The sequence below is a fragment of the Pseudomonas sp. YH-1 genome, from assembly GCF_051990045.1.
In the GTDB taxonomy this organism is placed as follows: Bacteria; Pseudomonadota; Gammaproteobacteria; order Pseudomonadales; family Pseudomonadaceae; genus Pseudomonas; species Pseudomonas nicosulfuronedens.
This window is the reverse complement of record NZ_CP178184.1, coordinates 236,133-253,764: the sequence shown is the minus strand read 5'-3', so window position 1 is coordinate 253,764 and position 17,632 is coordinate 236,133. Positions and strand designations below refer to the sequence as shown.

Annotated in this window: 16 protein-coding genes; all 16 read right to left on the bottom strand. The window is 65.9% G+C overall.

All coding sequences use genetic code 11. The annotated features are described in order from the left end of the window. Nucleotides 1-137 precede the first annotated feature (137 nt). Nucleotides 138-443, bottom strand: coding sequence for an urease subunit beta (locus ACKI1H_RS01210; RefSeq protein WP_440467440.1), 306 nt, complete (start codon nt 441-443; stop codon nt 138-140). Continuing rightward, complete coding sequence (locus ACKI1H_RS01205; RefSeq protein WP_440467439.1) at nt 440-946, bottom strand: N-acetyltransferase family protein; 507 nt, start codon at nt 944-946, stop codon at nt 440-442. Before ACKI1H_RS01205 ends, ACKI1H_RS01210 begins: the two co-directional genes overlap by 4 nt. Before the next feature lie 80 nt (nt 947-1,026). Continuing rightward, a complete protein-coding gene (locus ACKI1H_RS01200; protein ID WP_192292874.1) occupies nt 1,027-1,329 on the bottom strand; it encodes an urease subunit gamma in 303 nt (100 codons plus the stop codon). Nucleotide 1,330: 1 nt separating this feature from the next. Beyond that, a complete protein-coding gene (locus ACKI1H_RS01195) occupies nt 1,331-2,164 on the bottom strand; it encodes an urease accessory protein UreD (RefSeq protein WP_440467438.1) in 834 nt (277 codons plus the stop codon). Between the two features lie 395 nt (nt 2,165-2,559). Beyond that, nucleotides 2,560-3,012, bottom strand: a complete 453-nt coding sequence (locus tag ACKI1H_RS01190) for a GNAT family N-acetyltransferase (protein WP_440467437.1) — start codon at nt 3,010-3,012, stop codon at nt 2,560-2,562. 77 nt (nt 3,013-3,089) lie between these two features. Beyond that, nucleotides 3,090-3,788 (bottom strand): urea ABC transporter ATP-binding subunit UrtE, encoded by a 699-nt coding sequence (gene urtE / locus ACKI1H_RS01185; RefSeq protein ID WP_440467436.1) that lies wholly within the window; start codon nt 3,786-3,788, stop codon nt 3,090-3,092. Between the two features lie 149 nt (nt 3,789-3,937). Next, on the bottom strand, nt 3,938-4,783 hold the full coding sequence (gene urtD, locus ACKI1H_RS01180) for an urea ABC transporter ATP-binding protein UrtD (RefSeq protein WP_440467435.1): 846 nt from the start codon (nt 4,781-4,783) through the stop codon (nt 3,938-3,940). Then, a complete protein-coding gene (urtC, locus tag ACKI1H_RS01175) occupies nt 4,780-5,859 on the bottom strand; it encodes an urea ABC transporter permease subunit UrtC (protein WP_440467434.1) in 1,080 nt (359 codons plus the stop codon). The genes urtD and urtC overlap by 4 nt, the downstream gene beginning before the upstream one ends. Then, nucleotides 5,856-7,445 (bottom strand): urea ABC transporter permease subunit UrtB, encoded by a 1,590-nt coding sequence (gene urtB, locus ACKI1H_RS01170; protein ID WP_440467433.1) that lies wholly within the window; start codon nt 7,443-7,445, stop codon nt 5,856-5,858. The genes urtC and urtB overlap by 4 nt, the downstream gene beginning before the upstream one ends. A 185-nt stretch (nt 7,446-7,630) precedes the next feature. Next, on the bottom strand, nt 7,631-8,899 hold the full coding sequence (urtA, locus tag ACKI1H_RS01165; RefSeq protein ID WP_138525801.1) for an urea ABC transporter substrate-binding protein: 1,269 nt from the start codon (nt 8,897-8,899) through the stop codon (nt 7,631-7,633). 237 nt (nt 8,900-9,136) lie between these two features. Then, nucleotides 9,137-9,730: a MarC family protein gene (locus tag ACKI1H_RS01160; protein WP_138525802.1), complete on the bottom strand. Its 594-nt coding sequence runs from the start codon at nt 9,728-9,730 to the stop codon at nt 9,137-9,139. Between the two features lie 213 nt (nt 9,731-9,943). Further along, nucleotides 9,944-12,754, bottom strand: a complete 2,811-nt coding sequence (locus ACKI1H_RS01155) for a response regulator (RefSeq protein WP_440467432.1) — start codon at nt 12,752-12,754, stop codon at nt 9,944-9,946. Between the two features lie 125 nt (nt 12,755-12,879). Further along, nucleotides 12,880-14,169, bottom strand: a complete 1,290-nt coding sequence (gene purD / locus ACKI1H_RS01150) for a phosphoribosylamine--glycine ligase (protein ID WP_440467431.1) — start codon at nt 14,167-14,169, stop codon at nt 12,880-12,882. Between the two features lie 239 nt (nt 14,170-14,408). Then, entirely contained in the window at nt 14,409-16,016 is a 1,608-nt protein-coding gene (gene purH / locus ACKI1H_RS01145) for a bifunctional phosphoribosylaminoimidazolecarboxamide formyltransferase/IMP cyclohydrolase (protein ID WP_138525805.1), read from the bottom strand. An 87-nt stretch (nt 16,017-16,103) separates the two neighbouring features. Beyond that, nucleotides 16,104-16,424 carry a DNA-binding transcriptional regulator Fis gene (gene fis, locus ACKI1H_RS01140; protein ID WP_024766365.1) on the bottom strand — a complete coding sequence of 107 codons (321 nt, stop codon included), beginning with the start codon at nt 16,422-16,424 and terminating at the stop codon, nt 16,104-16,106. After that, nucleotides 16,421-17,428, bottom strand: coding sequence for a tRNA dihydrouridine synthase DusB (dusB, locus tag ACKI1H_RS01135; protein ID WP_081515606.1), 1,008 nt, complete (start codon nt 17,426-17,428; stop codon nt 16,421-16,423). Before dusB ends, fis begins: the two co-directional genes overlap by 4 nt. Nucleotides 17,429-17,632 lie beyond the last annotated feature (204 nt).

The following is a 17,632-nucleotide window of genomic DNA, read 5'->3' as shown; positions in this document are numbered from 1 at the left end:
CATTACCTGCGCTGGTTTGCCCTCTCCCCAACCCTCTCCCTGAAGGGAGAGGGGGCTGATCGGAGCACAGTGTGGTCCCGCCGTGGCGGCCTGCTTTCTCCCTCTCCCTTCAGGGAGAGGGCGGGGGAGAGGGGCTCTCAGAGCGCACCCATCACCCGTCCCGCAAATCCATAAACCTTCCTGTCACCCGCCAGCTCCACCAGCTCCACCTCGCGGCTCTGCCCCGGCTCGAAGCGCACCGCGGTACCGGCGGGAATGTTCAAGCGCATGCCGCGTGCCGCGTCGCGGTCGAACAGCAGCGCGTCGTTGGTCTCGAAGAAGTGGTAGTGCGAGCCGACCTGGATCGGCCGGTCGCCGCTGTTGGCCACGGTCAGGCCGAGCGTGCGGCGGCCGGCGTTGAGTTCGATCTCGCCGGACTGGATGTCGTATTCGCCTGGGATCATGGGGAGCTCCGTGAGTCGAGGTTGAGTTGCATGAAGGTCAGGTCCAGCCAGCGGCCAAATTTCTGGCCGACCTGCGGCATCTGCCCGCTGGTGATGAAGCCCAGGCGTTCGTGCAGGCGGATCGACGCGGCGTTGCCGCTCTCGATGGCCGCGACCATCACGTGCAAACCCTGGGCACGGGCGCGCTCGATCAGTGCCTGCATCAGGATCGGGCCAAGGCCTTTGCCGCGCTGGTCGGCGCGCACGTAGACCGAGTGCTCCACGGTTTCGCGGAAGCCATCGAAGGCCCGCCACGGGCCGTAGCTGGCGTAGCCCACCACCTCGCCGCCGTCCTCGGCCACCAGCACCGGGAACCCCTGCTGTGCGCGCAGTTCCAGCCAGGCGCGGCGGTTCTCCAGGTCGATGGCGACCTCGTTCCAGATGGCGGTGGTGTTGAGCACGGCGTCGTTGTAGATGTCGCGCAGACTGCCGAGGTCGGCTTGGCTGGCGTCGCGGATGAGCATGTTGGTTCCTCTGTACGTAGGGCGAATGAAGCGGAACGCTTCATTCGCCATTGTCGCCGCACCTTGGTTCGGGGGCGCGATCAGGCGATGGGCTGGTGCACGGTGACCAGCTTGGTGCCGTCCGGGAAGGTGGCTTCCACCTGGATCTCCGGGATCATTTCCGGTACGCCTTCCATCACCTGTTCACGGGTCAGCAGCGTGGTGCCGTAGTGCATCAGGTCGGCGACCGTCTGGCCATCCCGGGCACCTTCGAGCAGCGCGGCGGAAATCAGCGCCACGGCCTCCGGGTAGTTGAGCTTCACCCCCCGGGCGAGGCGACGCTCGGCGACCAGGCCGGCGGTGAAGATCAGCAGCTTGTCTTTTTCGCGGGGCGTCAGGTCCATCTCAGGTGCTCCAGATTCGCGGAGGAACGGCCTCACGGCCGAGCAGCGCGGGCCGCAGCCGGCGCCAGAGTTCGATGAGCCAGGCGCGGGCATGCAGCGCCTCGTGGGCGAGGCAGCGGGTGACCACCAGGCCGGGCAGTTGGGTGAGGTTGCCACGCCCCTGACAGGGGATGGCGCGGCAGGCTTCGATCAGCTCCGCGTCGATCTGTCCGCTGGCGATCAGCGTGGCCATTACCGGGTGGCCAGCGAGACCGATGGGCGAGTCGAGCAGGCGATCGCTCCCCGTTACGCGCTGACGTTCATGCCACAGGCGCTGGCCGTCGCGGCGGATGTCCAGGGCGGTGGCGAAGTGGCCTTCGTCGAAGCGCTCGCCGCTGGCCGGACGACCGAGGGCGACCACGTCCCAGTAGAACAGCCGGGCGTCGGTTTCGAGCTCGATACGGGTCGTCAGTTCGGCCTGCGCGCCGGAGTAGACGATGGTCTCCTGCGGCAGCCATTCCAGCGTGGCGCCGGGGCCGACGCAGATGTCCAGTTGCTGTTTCGCCGGGCAACCGGCGCGGTACCACTTGGCCGCGCCAGGGCTGGTGAGTTGCGCCCAGCTGCCGCTGCCGGCGCGGATGTCGAGGTTCAGGGTATCGCCACCGGCGATGCCGCCGGGCGGGTGCACGATGATGTGCTGGCAGACCTGCGGCCCCTCCGCGTACAGGTGCTTCTGCACCCGTAGCGGGCCAAGGTGCCTGCGCGTGACCGGGCGTGTGCACTCGTCGACGCGGGCATAAGCCAACTCGAGCTCGGCATGCCAGGCAGGGTGGAAAAGGGTGGCCGGTGCGTTCATGGGCAGCTTCGAAACGAAGAATGCACACGACAGAGCAATTGCCGTGCCGGCTGCGCCAGGATAGTGCGTGGTGACTGTCCCTCGTCTCCGAGGTCAGGTTTGGCGCTGGCTGGGCGGCCGGCTGAGGGATTGTCCGATCGGTCAGGTATGGGCGCGCTTGCGGTGCGTTGGTCGCACCAATGCACTTGAATGGTGCGTTGGCGGTGAGGGAGTTCCTGGAGCATTGTGCCGGTGCAGCCCTCACCCCAGCCCTGGCTGCGCGCCCCGCTCCTGAGGGGAGAGGGGGTAGATCGTGCCGGCTAACGCTGTGGCTTGCTCCTGCTCCGAACGGTCCCCTCTCCCGCGTGCGGGAGAGGGTCAGGGTGAGGGGCTCCTGATTTCGTAAGAGCGGGCGCTCAGCCCAGCTGCTTGCGCATGTACACCCGGCGGAAGCCGTTCTCGAGCTTGCGCGCGTATTCCTGGTAGCCGTTCTTCGCGTATAGCTCGATGTTCTCGGTCATGCGCTCGTTGGTGTAGAGGTACAGCGACGGGTAGCCCAGCTGCGTGGCCGTTGCCTCGGCGTGGATCAGCAGCTCGCGGCCGATGCCTTGCCCGGCGCACTCGGGCAGCACGGCGATGTTGTCGAGCAGGAAGCCCTCGTCGGTCTCGCGCATCACCAGCAGGCCGACCGGCGCGCCGTCCTGCTCGGCGATCAGCACGCGGTCCTCGGCGATCACGGCGTGGTAGTCGTCGAGCATCGGCCCCGGCTTGCGGCCCAGCTTGGGAATCCACTGGGCGTAGGCCGCCGCCACGCAGACCGCGGCGAATCCGGCGTCGTCGTTGACGGCGGGGCGCAGGGTGATCGGCATGTCAGGCTCCAGGAAAAACGAATACGGGGCCTGGCAGCTTGCCACCCGATGCCGTCGTGCGCCAGTGACAGGTCGTCTCAGATGGCCACCAGCCCGCGCACACCGTCGCTTTCCATGTCTGCACCACGGCCCTGCTGGACGATCTCGCCGCGGGACATCACCAGGTACTGGTCGGCCAGTTCGGCGGCGAAATCGTAGAACTGCTCCACCAGCAGGATGGCCATGTCGCCGCGTTCGGCCAGCTTGCGGATCACCGCGCCGATCTCCTTGATCACCGAGGGCTGGATGCCTTCGGTGGGCTCGTCGAGGATCAGCAGGCGCGGCTTGCTGGCCAGCGCGCGGCCGATGGCGAGTTGTTGCTGCTGGCCGCCGGAGAGGTCGCCGCCGCGGCGCTGCTTCATCTCCCTGAGCACCGGGAACAGCTCGTAGATGAACTCGGGGACGGCCTTGGCTTCGCCAGAGCTGAACCGCGACAGCCCCATCAGCAGGTTTTCCTCCACCGTCAGGCGGGCGAAGATTTCCCGCCCCTGGGGTACGTAGGCGATGCCGGCGTGCACGCGCTGATGCGGCTTGAAACCGGTAATCGGTTTGCCCTCCCAGCTGACCTTGCCTTCCTTGGCCGGCACCAGGCCCATCAGGCAGCGCAGCAGGGTGGTCTTGCCCACGCCGTTGCGTCCGAGCAGGCAGGTGACCTCGCCGATCTTCGCGTCGAACGACAGGCCACGCAGGATGTGGCTGCCGCCGTAGTACTGGTGCAGTTTGTCGACTTGCAGCATGTCTTTTGTCCTTGATGATTCCCGAACATCTGGTGTGCATCGAGAGCTGTTGGGTATCGCTGCGCTCCACGCCAACCTCCGACGTGCCTCCCGGCGGACTGCGTTCGTAGGATGGGTGGAGCGCAGCGATACCCATGCTGTGGTGAGAGTCAGCGCCCCAGGTAAACTTCGATCACCTGCTCGTTCGCCTGCACTTCCTCCAGTGAGCCCTCGGCCAGTACATGCCCCTGGTGCAACACGCTGACGTGGTCGGCGATGCTGCCGACAAAGCCCATGTCGTGCTCCACCACCATTAGCGAATGCTGGCCGGCGAGGGACTTGAACAGCTCGGCGGTGAACTCGGTCTCGGCGTCGGTCATGCCCGCCACCGGCTCGTCCAGCAGCAGGAGTTGCGGCTCCTGTACCAGCAGCATGCCGATCTCCAGGAACTGCTTCTGCCCGTGGGACAGCAATCCGGCGGGGCGATGGCGCGACTCGCGCAGGCGGATGGTGGTGAGCACGTCCTCGATGCGGTCCTTCTGCTCGCCGGAGAGCCTGGCCTTGAGGCTTGCCCACACCGACTTGTCGGTCCTCTGTGCCAGCTCCAGGTTCTCGAACACCGAGAGCGCCTCGAACACCGTGGGCTTCTGGAACTTGCGGCCGATGCCGGCCTGGGCGATCTCCACCTCGCTCATGCGGGTGAGGTCGAGGGTTTCGCCGAAGAAGGCCTTGCCGTTGTCCGGACGGGTCTTGCCGGTGATCACGTCCATCAGCGTGGTCTTGCCCGCGCCGTTGGGGCCGATGATGCAACGCAGCTCGCCCACGCCTATGTAGAGCGTAAGGTTACGCAGCGCTTTGAAGCCATCGAAGCTGACGTTGATGTCTTCCAGGGTGAGGATGGTGCCGTGGCGCACGTCCAGCTGGCCGCTGGCGCTGGAACCGATGCCGATGGCGTCACGACTGGCGCCCGACGGGTCATAGGCCGGTTCCAGCATCAGGTGGGGGACCGCTCTCATTGCTCTTTCTCCCGCTTGATCAGGCCGAGGATGCCGCGCGGCAGGTACAGGGTGACGACGATGAACAGCGCGCCGAGGAAGAACAGCCAGTACTCGGGGAAGGCCACGGTGAACCAGCTCTTCGCACCATTCACCACGCCTGCGCCCAGCAGCGGACCGATCAGCGTGCCGCGCCCGCCGAGGGCGACCCAGACGGCGGCCTCGATGGAGTTGGTCGGCGACATCTCGCTGGGGTTGATGATCCCCACCAGCGGCACGAACAGCGCGCCGGCAAGACCGCAGAGCACCGCGCTCAGGGTCCAGACGAAGAGCTTGTAGCCGCGCGGGTCATAGCCGCAGAACATCAGGCGGTTCTCGGCGTCGCGCAGGGCAGTGAGTACCCGGCCGAACTTGCTGCGCGCCAGGGCGAAGCCGATGGCCAGGCTCGCCGCCAGCAGCACGACGATGGCGAGGAACAGCGCCACCCGTGTGCCCGGTGCGGTGATCGAGAATCCGAGGATGCTGCGGAAGTTGGTGAAGCCGTTGTTGCCGCCAAAGCCGGTCTCGTTGCGGAAGAACAGCAGCATGCCGGCGAAGGTCAGCGCCTGGGTCATGATCGAGAAGTACACGCCCTTGATCCGCGAGCGGAAGGCGAAGAAACCGAACACCAGGGCCAGCAGGCCGGGCGCCAGCACGACGAGGCACAGCGCCCAGAGGAAGTGCTGGGTTCCGGCCCAATACCACGGCAGCTCGGTCCAGGAGAGGAACGTCATGAACGCTGGCAACTGGTCGCCCGCCGCTTCGCGCATCAGGTACATGCCCATGGCGTAGCCGCCCAGGGCGAAGAACAGCCCGTGGCCCAGCGACAGCAGGCCGGCATAGCCCCAGACGAGGTCCAGCGCCAGCGCGACGATGGCGTAGCAGAGGATCTTGCCAGTCAGCGTCAGCCCGTAGGCGGACAGGTACAGTGCGCTGCTCTCGGGCAACAGGTGCAGCAGCGGCAGGACCAGCAGCGCGACGAGTGTGACCCCAACCAGGCCGGCGGTGAGTTTCGGGCCGGCCTTCTGCACGGCCGTCACGGTGAGTGGCTGGTTCAATCGATGACCCTCCCTTTCAGAGCGAAGAGCCCCTGCGGACGTTTCTGGATGAACAGGATGATCAGCGCGAGTATCAGGATCTTGCCCAGCACCGCGCCGATCTGCGGTTCGAGGATCTTGTTCGCCACGCCCAGGCCGAAGGCGGCGAACACGCTGCCGGCGAGCTGGCCGACACCGCCGAGCACCACCACCAGGAACGAGTCGATGATGTAGCTCTGGCCCAGGTCGGGGCCGACGTTGCCGACCTGCGACAGCGCCACGCCGCCCAGGCCGGCAATGCCCGAGCCCAGGCCGAAGGCGAGCATGTCCACGCGGCCGGTGGGCACCCCGCAGCAGGCGGCCATGTTGCGGTTCTGGGTCACCGCGCGGACGTTCAGGCCCAGCCGCGTGCGGTTGAGCAGCAGCCAGGTGAGCGCCAGCACGAACAGCGCAAAGCCGATGATGATGATGCGGTTCCACGGCAGTACGAGGTTGGGCAGTACCTGGACACCCCCGGACAGCCAGGCCGGGTTGGCGACCTCGACGTTCTGCGCGCCGAACAGTACGCGCACCAGCTGGATCAGCACCAGGCTGATACCCCAGGTGGCGAGCAGGGTTTCCAGCGGGCGGCCATAGAGGTGGCGGATCACCGTGCGCTCCAGCGCCATGCCGATGCACGCGGTGACCAGGAAGGCCACTGGCAGGGCCAGCAGCGGATACAGCTCCAGCACGCCCGGCGCGTAGCGCTGGCAGAGCAACTGCACCACGTAGGTGGAGTAGGCGCCGAGCATCAGCATCTCGCCGTGGGCCATGTTGATCACCCCGAGCAGTCCGTAAGTGATCGCCAGGCCCAGGGCGGCGAGCAGCAGGATCGAGCCCAGCGACAGGCCGCTGAAGGCCTGGCCGAACAGGTCCCCCATCAGCAGCCGGCGCTTCACCTGGCCGAGGCTGGTGGCGGCAGCGGTACGCACCGAATCATCGGGTTCGGCAGCGGGGTCGAGGAGATTTTCCAGGCGGGTGCGTGCCTGCGGGTCACCGGATTCGCCCAGCAGGCGCACGGCGGAGAGGCGCACCGCCGGAGCCGGGTCGGCCAACTGCAGGTTGGCCAGGGCCAGTTGCAGGGCGGCTTTGACGCCGTCGTCGGATTCTTCGTTGAGACGGTATTCGAGCAACGTGCGCTGCGCAGGACGGGCACTCTTCTGCAACTGGCGCGCGGCTTCCAGGCGTACTTCGGCGCTGTCGGCGACTAGCTGGTGACTGGCCATCGCGGTGTTCACCAGGCCGCGCAGGCGATTGTTCAGACGCAGCTTGTCGGGCTCGCCGACCGGTGCGGCGCCTCCGTCGGCGGGGTGGTACTGGCCAGCGTCACCGAGGAGGAAGGCGCGGCCCTGCGCATCGATGGCGAGGCGGCCGGACTGGATGGCATCCAGGAGAGGAAGGCGGTCGGCGTCGGGCGCGGCGGCCCATTGTTCGAGCAGTTTGGCGCGGGCGTCGTTGTCGACGCTGGCGAAGTCCTGCGCGGGGCCGGCGAAGGCGGGCAGCGCATTGAGTGTGGCCAGCATGAGCGCGCAGACGTGGAGCAGGCGGTGGAGAAAGGCAGTGGGCATGCGTGTGTTCCCTGAGAGGCGGGTGTGGGCTGCTGCACCCTCTTCTTGACCCTGGCTGCGCGCCCCACTCCGAAGGGAAAGGGGACCGTACGGTGCAGGGTGAAACCGAGGTCTCAGCCGGCAGGGACAGCGCCCTCTCCCTTCAGGGAGAGGGCGGGGGAGAGGGACTCTAGGCCCGCTCCGGATCAGTTGCTACGCACCGCGTAATCCGGCTTCTTGTCGTTGCCCGGAATGAACGGGCTCCACGGCTGGGCGCGGATCGGTTCGGGGGTCTTCCAGACCACGTTGAACTGACCGTTGTCCTCGATCTCGCCGATCATCACCGGCTTGTGCAGGTGGTGGTTGGTCTTGTCCATGGTCAGGGTGAAGCCTGACGGCGCCTTGAAGGTCTGGCCGCCCATGGCCTCGCGAACCTTGTCGACGTCGGTGCTGCCGGCCTTCTGCGCGGCCTGTGCCCACATGTGGATGCCGACGTACGTGGCTTCCATCGGGTCGTTGGTCACCGCGGTGCTGTAGTTGGGCAGATTCTTGGCTTTGGCGTAGGCCTTCCAGTCGGCGACGAACTGGGTGTTTTCAGGGTTCTTTACCGACTCGAAGTAGTTCCATGCGGCGAGGTTGCCCACCAGCGGCTTGGTGTCGATACCGCGCAGCTCTTCCTCGCCCACAGAGAAGGCCACCACTGGCACGTCGGTGGCTTCCAGGCCCTGGTTGGCCAGTTCCTTGTAGAAGGGCACGTTGGAGTCGCCGTTGACGGTGGAGATCACCGCGGTCTTGCCGCCAGCGGAGAACTTCTTGATGTCGGCGACGATGGTTTGATAGTCGCTGTGGCCGAACGGCGTGTAGACCTCCTGGATATCCTTGTCGGCCACGCCCTTGCTGTGCAGGAAGGCGCGCAGGATCTTGTTCGTGGTGCGCGGGTAGACGTAGTCGGTGCCCAGCAGGAAGAAGCGCTTGGCGGCGCCGCCGTCCTCGCTCATCAGGTACTCCACTGCCGGGATCGCCTGCTGGTTCGGTGCGGCACCGGTGTAGAAGACATTGGGCGACATTTCCTCACCCTCGTATTGCACCGGGTAGAACAGCAGGCCGTTGAGTTCCTCGAACACTGGCAGCACGGACTTGCGCGACACGCTGGTCCAGCAGCCGAAGACCACCGCCACCTTGTCCTGGGTCAGCAGCTGGCGTGCCTTCTCGGCAAACAGCGGCCAGTTGGAGGCCGGATCGACCACCACCGCCTCGAGCTTCTTGCCGTTCACGCCGCCCTTGGCGTTGATCTCGTCGATGGTCATCAGCGCCATGTCCTTGAGCGAGGTCTCGGAGATCGCCATGGTGCCGGACAGCGAATGCAGGATGCCGACCTTGATGGTCTCGGCAGCCTGGGTGCTGAACGGGAAGAGGCCGGTGAGCAGCAGGGCACTCACGGCCAGCGTACTTTTCAACAGCGGACGACGTTTCATCGCGGCAGCCTCCTTGGCTATCCAGGGGCGGGGAGCTGCCGGCGCGGCAGCTTCCCCGGAAATGGGGCGATCCTTGAGCGGGATCGAAGCTGCCATCGCAGCATCCGTGCCAAACAGGCAAAAGCCTCGGCGCAGATGGGGCGGACGAGATTTTCTGTCGAAATGGTGAGGTTTTTCAGTGCGCAGCTTTGGTGCGCCGAACACCCCTTGGTGCGTGGTGCTCCCCAAAGGGGAGCGTCACTGCGGGAGGAAGTAGCCGCGTACGCCGGTCATGATGATCTGCGCTGCGAGGGCGCAGACGAACAGGCCCATCAGCCGGCTGACGATCATCAGGCCCTGTTCGCCGAGAATCTTCTCGATCTTGTCGGAGAGGTAAAGCGTGATGCCCACCGTCAGGCAGGCCAGGAAGATCGCGGCCAGTGCGAGGAGCTTGTGTTCCCAGTCCTGGTTCACGCCCATCACCAGCAGCGCACCGATGGTGCCGGGGCCAACGGTGATGGGGATGGTCAGCGGGACGATGGTGACGTCCTGTTGCACGTTGTCCGCCTGCACCGCCGAGCGGCCCTGGGCCATGCCCAGCGCGGAGATGAACAGTACGCTGCCCGCGCCGATACGGAAGGCGTCAGCGGTGATGCCGAACAGGGTGAAGATGTAGCGCCCGAACAGGTACAGCAGCACGCTGGCGATCAGCGCCGCCAGGGCCACGCGCCAGGCCATGTGCTTGCGGTCGCGGGGAGCGAAGCCGCGGTTGAGGCTGATGAAGCAGGACAGCACGAAGAATGGGCTGTAGAGCACCAGCATCTTCAGGTACACGCTGAACATCACTTGCATGGGAACGACTCGTCCGGATTGAGTGGGCGCGGCTGGGCAAAGCATAGCGGGTGGGACGAGGAGCGGCATTGCGGCGGGGCAACTCAAGCACGCGGTGCTTGATTCGTGGGTAGGAGTGGACCTTGTCCGCGATCGATTTCGCATCGCGTCGGAGGCCAGTCGCGGACAAAGTCCGCTCCTGCGCCGAGGGATATGACGTGCGGAAGGGCGGTATCAGGAAGGCAGTGCGTCGCTCTGCTGCTGGCGCAGGCGGCGATCACGCTCGCCTACCCAGTACGCCACCAGCTCGCGCAGTTGCGACAACTCCACCGGCTTGGCCATGTGGCCGTCCATGCCGACCAGCCGTGCGCGCTCCTTGTGCTCGCTGAGGATGTGCGCGGTGAGCGCCACCACCGGGGTGTGCGGGCGGTGTTCGCTGGCTTCCCAGGCGCGCAGGCGTTCGGTGGCGGAGAAGCCGTCGAGCACCGGCATCTCGCAGTCCATCAGCACCAGGTCGTACTGGGTAGCCTTCATCGCGGCCAGGGCTTCCTCGCCGTTGCTGGCGGTATCGGGCTGCAGGTTGAGCTTGCTCAGCATGCCGCGGATGACCTTGGTGGAGATGCTGTTGTCCTCGGCGACCAGGATGCGGAAGTCGCTGGGCGGTACGTTCGACGCCGGCTCGCTCGCCGGTGCGAGGTAGTTGCTCACGCCGCTCGGTCCGCGCTGCGACAACTCCTCGGCCAGGGTCGCCTTGAGCGTATAGCCCGCCACCGGCTTGGCGAGGATGCGCTTGATACCGGCGTTGCGCGCGATGATCTTGCTTGGCGCATTGCTGATGCCGGTGAGCATGATCAGCAGGATGTCGTGGTTGAGGTTCGGGTCTTCCTGGATCTTGGTCGCCAGCTGCATGCCGGTCATGCCGGGCATATCCTGATCCAGCAGGACCACATCGAAGTACTCGCGCAGATGCGCCTTGGTGCGCAGCTGGGCCAGTGCTTCCTTGCCCGAAGACACCGCGCTGACGTTCATGCCCCAGGCGCTGCACTGTTGCACCACCACCTTGCGGCAGGTCTGGTTGTCGTCCACCACCAGCAGGCGTGCGCCCTGCAACGGGCCGTCGAGGTCGGCGCCGGCCTGGTCGATCTGCTGCGGGTCGAGCGGCAGGCTGAGCCACAGCAGGTTGCCGGCACCTTCGGCGCCGTGGCCGCTCTCATTGCCGCCCTCTATTCCAAAATCGCCGTTCATCAGGCGGATCAGCTGGCGCGCGATGATCAGGCCCAGGCGACTGCTCATGCGGGTGGCGGAGAGGAAGTCGCGGCTGTGCACTTCGGCGGTGAGCAGGGCCTGGCGGTCAGCGCTATCCAGCGGTCGGCCGCTGTCCTGCACGGCGATGCGCAAGCGCGGACGTTCGGCCGGGCCGTCGAGGGCGACGACGAGGAGGATCTCGCCTTCGTCGGTCTGCTTGAAAGCGTTGTCCAGCAGGCTCAGCACGGCCTGGCGCAGGCGCGTCGGGTCGCCGCTGACGATGCGCGGCACCTGCGGTTGGGTGAAGCTGATCAGCTCGACCTTCTGCTGCTCGGCCTTGGCGCGGAAGATCGCCAGGCAGTCCTCGATCAGCGCGCCGAGGTCGAACTGCACCTCGTCCAACTCGATCTGCCCGGACTCCAGCTTGGAGATGTCGAGAATCTCGTTGATCAGCGACAGCAGCTCATTGCCTGCGCTATGGATGGTCTGCACATAGTCGCGCTGCTTGGCCGATAGCGGGGTGCCGAGCAGCAACTCGGTCATGCCCAGCACACCGTTCATGGGGGTGCGGATCTCGTGGCTGATCTTGGCCAGGAAGTCACCCTTGGCCTTCAGCTCGGCGACATTGGCCGCGCGTTGGCGGCTGGCGGCGAAGTGGTCGTTCTGGATCTTCCGCTGGCGTTCGGCGAGCGCCAGGCTGAGCAGGAAGCCGACCACCGCCGAGAGACCGAGCAGGCCGCTGCCCAGCCATTCCGTACGAGTCGCCACATAGCCCAGCAGCGATGGCAGGCACAGGCACCAGACCACCGCGAAGAGGCCCATGCCGATGGCGAACAGGCGGGCCGGTCGGTAGGCGTGTATCCAGTAGTAGACCGCCACGCCCAGCATGCCCAGGGTCACCAGGGTGATCAGCCCGTAGACCAGGCTGCTGATGGACAGGCCGAGCATCAGGTTGAGCGCGACGCCCAGCACGACCAGCGCGGCAGTACCGCCCAGCAGCAGGCGCTTGAGGGGCAGGCGCGGGTTGAGGTCACGAAAGAAGCTGGCGGTGTAGCCCAGTGCGCAGAACAGCGTCACCACCAGGCAGGCCAGGGCGGCCATCGGTTGCAGCGACTGGCTGTTGCCATACCAGGGGCTGAGCAGGCCGAACAGGTTGAGGCAGGCCAGCAGCAGGCTGGCGTGTACGCCGGCCAGCCACAGGCCACTGGCGACGCGGGTGTAGGCGAAGCGCACGAGGTTGTAGATCAGCAGCATGGCCAGGCAGCCGATCAGCACGCCGAAATGCAGCGGGCGCTGGTCGTTGCTCGGCTGGCCGGCGGCCTCGATGCTGATGTTCGGCCGCAGCGGCATCGTCGAGGCGAGGCGCAGGTAGAGGTCCAGCGGCTCGGCTGCAGTGCGCAGGGGAATCACCAGGTCGCTGTTGAGCAGCGGGCGCTGCACCGGGGAGAGGTTGCCGGCGCTCTTCTGCTCGAGGACTTTCTGCCCGTCGAGGATGAACATCTCGAAGCTGTCCAGGCTCGGCGCGAACAGGCGCAGTTGCTGGGGCTCGTCGTTGGCGGGAAGGCGGAAGTGCAGCCAGGTCGCGCCGGGGCCGGCGGGGGCGTGCAGATCGTTGATGTCGAGGGGGCTGAAGAGGGTGCGGTAGCGCGGGGAGATCACGTCCTGCAGTTGCAGGCGGGCGTCACTGTCGTGGAGCTGGGACCAGCCGGGATCCTGGCTTGCCGCGTAGGTCGGAATACAGACCAGAGCGGCCAGCAGCAAGCTGACGAGGAGTCCTGTGGCAGTCCAGAGCCGACGCACGGCGAAGTCCCTTCGGTAGTGAGTGGGCGGATTATAGCCAAGTGTGCTGAAGGCCGTAATCCACCCGTGCACGCCGGGACCGCCGGGAGGAAGGCGTCCGACGAGGAACGCCTCCGCCCGTCGGATCAGCCCTCGCCGCGCTCGCGGGCGATGGCGCGATAGCCGATGTCCTTGCGGTAGAAACTGCCGTTCCAGCGAACCTTCTCGGCCAGCCGGTAAGCCTGTTCCTGGGCCGAGGAGACGGTCGGGCCGATGGCGGTGGCGCACAGTACGCGGCCGCCGGCGGTGACGATCTGGCCGTCCTTGAGCGCGGTGCCGGCGTGGAAGACCTTGCCGTCGAGTTGAGCGGCATCGTCCAGGCCTTCGATGACGTCACCCTTGGCGTAGTCGCCCGGGTAGCCGCCTGCGGCGATCACCACGCCCACGGTGGGGCGCGGGTCCCAGGTGGCTTCGACCTTGTCCAGCGCCTTGGCCAGGGCGGCCTCGACCAGCAGGACCAGCGACGATTCCAGGCGGACCATGATCGGCTGGGTTTCCGGATCGCCGAAGCGGCAGTTGAACTCGATGACCTTGGGCTTGCCGCTCTTGTCGATCATCAGGCCGGCGTAGAGGAAACCGGTATAGACGTTGCCTTCCTCGGCCATGCCGCGCACGGTCGGGTAGATCACCTCGTCCATCACGCGCTGGTGCACGTCCGGGGTGACGACCGGAGCGGGGGAGTACGCGCCCATGCCGCCGGTGTTCGGGCCGCTGTCGCCGTCGCCGACGCGCTTGTGGTCCTGGCTGGTGGCCATGGGCAGCACGTTCTGGCCGTCGACCATGACGATGAAGCTGGCTTCCTCGCCGTCGAGGAATTCTTCGATCACCACGCGCGAACCCGCGTCACCGAAGGCGTTGCCGGCGAGCATGTCGCGCACGGCTTCCTCGGCTTCGGCCAGGGTCATGGCGACGATCACACCCTTGCCCGCGGCCAGGCCGTCGGCCTTGATCACGATGGGCGCGCCTTTCTCCTTCAGGTAGGCCAGCGCCGGCTCGACTTCGGTGAAGTTCTGGTAGTCGGCGGTGGGGATCTGGTGGCGCGCGAGGAAGTCCTTGGTGAAGGCCTTGGAGCCTTCCAGCTGGGCTGCGCCGGCGGTGGGGCCGAAGATGTCCAGGCCACGGCTGCGGAACAGGTCGACCACGCCTTTGACCAGCGGAGCCTCGGGGCCGACGATGGTCAGCTGCACGTTCTTCGCGGCGAAATCGGCCAGCTCTTCCAGGGCCAGTACGTCGATGGCGACGTTCTCGCACTTGGCTTCGGTGGCGGTACCGGCGTTGCCCGGCGCGACGAAGACCTTCTGTACGCGCGAATCCTGCGCGACCTTCCAGGCCAGCGCGTGCTCGCGACCGCCGCTGCCGATGATGAGTACGTTCATTGGAGTTCTCCTGAACAGTTCCGGCAGTGCCGGATCGTTGGGTATCGCTTCGCTCCACCCAACCTACGAAAGCTTCACGACCGAATCGCGCTTTTAATCAATCGATCTCAAGGGGCGCGATGAAGCGGGTAGATGCAAGGCGCCCGAGCGTTCACCAAGCGGAGTTGCCTTCTGGCAATGAGCATTGGGGAACGTTCGGGCAACGCAGCAGGTGCCTGCTTCAGCGCGTCCGATCCACCTTAGTGGCGGAAGTGGCGCATACCGGTGAACACCATGGCAATGCCGGCTTCGTCGGCAGCGGCGATCACTTCGTTATCGCGCATCGATCCACCCGGCTGGATCACGGCGGTGATACCGGCCTTGGCCGCATTGTCGATGCCATCGCGGAACGGGAAGAAGGCGTCGGAAGCCATGACCGCACCCTTCACTTCCAGACCAGCATGCTCGGCCTTGATGGCGGCGATGCGGGCGGAGTTCACGCGGCTCATCTGGCCGGCGCCGACGCCGACGGTCTGGCGCGCCTTGGCGTAGACGATGGCGTTGGACTTGACGAACTTGGCGACTTTCCAGGCGAAGATCAGGTCGTGGATTTCCTGCTCGCTCGGGGCGCGCTGGGTGACGATCTTCAGGTCATCGGCGGTGATCATGCCGATGTCGCGGCTCTGTACCAGCAGGCCGCCGTTGACGCGCTTGAAGTCCCAGCCCGGCGCACGCTCGGCCGGCCACTCGCCGCACTCCAGCAGGCGCACGTTGGCCTTGGCAGCGACCACGGCACGGGCGGCTTCGGAGATTTTCGGCGCGATGATGACTTCGACGAACTGGCGCTCGACGATGGCCTGGGCGGTGTCGCCATCCAGCTCGCGGTTGAAGGCGATGATGCCGCCGAAGGCTGACTCGGTGTCGGTGGCGTAGGCCAGGTCGTAGGCCTTGCGGATGCCGCCTTCATTTTCCGGAACCACGGCCACGCCGCACGGGTTGGCGTGCTTGACGATGACGCAGGCCGGCTTGACGAAGCTCTTCACGCACTCCAGCGCAGCGTCGGTGTCGGCCACGTTGTTGAACGACAGTTCCTTGCCCTGCAGCTGGATGGCGGTGGAGACGCTGGCTTCGCCCTTCTTCGCCTCGACGTAGAAGGCCGCGCTCTGGTGCGGGTTCTCGCCGTAGCGCATTTCCTGCGCCTTGATGAACTGGCTGTTGAAGGTGCGCGGGAAGGCGCCGCGATCTTCGGTGGACAGGGTGTCGCGCGCCTGGTCGATGGTGCCCAGGTAGTTGGCGATCATGCCGTCGTAGGCCGAGGTGTGCTCGAAGGCCTTCAGGGCCAGGTCGAAGCGCTGGGCGTAGGTCAGGCCGCCGGCTTTCAGGCCAGCCACGATACCGGCGTAGTCAGCGGCGTTGACCACGATGGCGACGTCCTTGTGGTTCTTCGCGGCGGAACGAACCATGGTCGGGCCGCCGATGTCGATGTTCTCGATGGCGGTCGGCAGGTCGCAGTCGGCCTTGGCCACGGTCGCTTCGAACGGGTACAGGTTGACCGCCACCAGGTCGATCGGCTTGATGCCGTGCTGCTCCATCACCGCGCCGTCGAGGTCGCGACGGCCGAGGATGCCACCGTGGATCTTCGGGTGCAGGGTCTTCACGCGGCCGTCCATCATTTCCGGGAAGCCGGTGTAGTCGGCCACTTCCACGGCGGCGATGGCGTTGTCCTTGAGCAGCTTGTAGGTGCCGCCGGTGGAGAGGATCTCCACGCCGAGGGCAGCCAGCTCACGGGCGAAATCGACGACGCCGGTCTTGTCGGAAACGCTGATCAGCGCACGGCGGACGGGCAGGCGGGTGGTTTGGTCGGTCATAACGGCTTCCACAAAGGCTTCGGGCTTTTCGCGTGTCAGGCGTGGGCCCGGCTGACCTTGTGGTCGCGGGCCCGCGCCTGCCACCTGTCAGAGAAGATCGTACTGCTTGAGTTTCTTGCGCAGGGTCCCGCGGTTCAGCCCCAGCAGTTCGGAGGCTTTGGTCTGGTTACCCTTCACGTGGTTCATGACGGTTTCCAGCAGCGGCGCTTCGACTTCGCAAAGCACCATGTTGTACACGTCCGTGACCGGCTGCCCTTCGAGATGGGCGAAATAGTTGTGCAGCGCCTTTTCCACGCTGTCGCGGAGGGTCTGGCCCTCCTGCGTCGGAGTGGTCAGGTGCTGTTTAAGGTTGGCGTTGTCGCTCACGGGTGTCATTCCACTCACTAATGTCTCGGTCATCGTTGTCATGCGGCCACCCCTTCTCCGTTATTGTGGCGCTCGGCGAAGAACTGCCTGACGCTGGCGCTCTGTGCATCCGTGTCCTGCAAACGATTGAACTGGGAACGGAACTCCGCCGCTCCCGGTAGGGTTGCGAGGTACCAGCCCACATGCTTGCGGGCAATTCGCACACCCATTTCCTCCCCATAAAACGCATGCAATGCAGCGAGGTGCTCGAGCAGGATGCTCTGTACCTCGTGCAGACTCGGCGCCGGCAACAGCTCGCCGGTGCTCAGGTAATGATCGATCTCGCGGAAGATCCAGGGGTTCCCCTGTGCGGCGCGGCCGATCAGCAGGGCATCCACGCCCGTCTGCTCGAACACCTGCCGTGCCTTGCGCGGTGAATCGATATCACCATTGGCGAAGACCGGAATCGAAACCGCCTGCTTGATCGCCGCGATGGTTTCGTACTCCGCTTCACCGGTGTAGAGGTCGGCACGGGTCCTGCCGTGTACCGCCAGCGCCTGGATGCCCGACTGCTCGGCGATCCGCGCCACCGTCACACCGTTCTTGTTCGACCGGTCCCAACCGGTACGAATCTTCAGGGTGACGGGAACCTCTACAGCCGCAACCACCGCCTCGAGGATGTCGGCCACCAGCCGTTCATCCTTCATCAGCGCGGAACCCGCGGCCTTGTTGCAAACCTTTTTCGCCGGACAGCCCATGTTGATGTCGATGATCTGGGCGCCGAGCTCCACGTTGCACCGTGCGGCTTCCGCGAGCATCTGCGGGTCGCCGCCGGCGATCTGCACCGAGCGCGGTTGATCCTCATGGTCGTGCTGCAGACGCAGGCGCGACTTGCGGCTGTTCCACAGGCGGACGTCACTGGTGACCATCTCGGAGACCACCATGCCGGCGCCGAGACGGCGGCACAGCTGGCGGAACGGACGATCGGTGACGCCGGCCATCGGGGCCAGGATCAGTCTGTTGGGCAGTGTGTAGGAGCCGATGCGTACCACCGACTGGTTTTCCATGGTCAATGGGGCGGGAACACCGAGGCGCCGCGCGCTGTACAACTCGCGGATGCGTTTCGGGGCCTGCCACCGGTGCTAGCAAAAAAGGGAGGGCATGATACCCGCTCTCGATGACCGGATAAAGGCGATTTTGGATAAATTCTGAACAGCTTCGGGTTTAGCACCCAAGGTAGGAAGACGAGCGGAACTGGCGCGCTCAGGCGC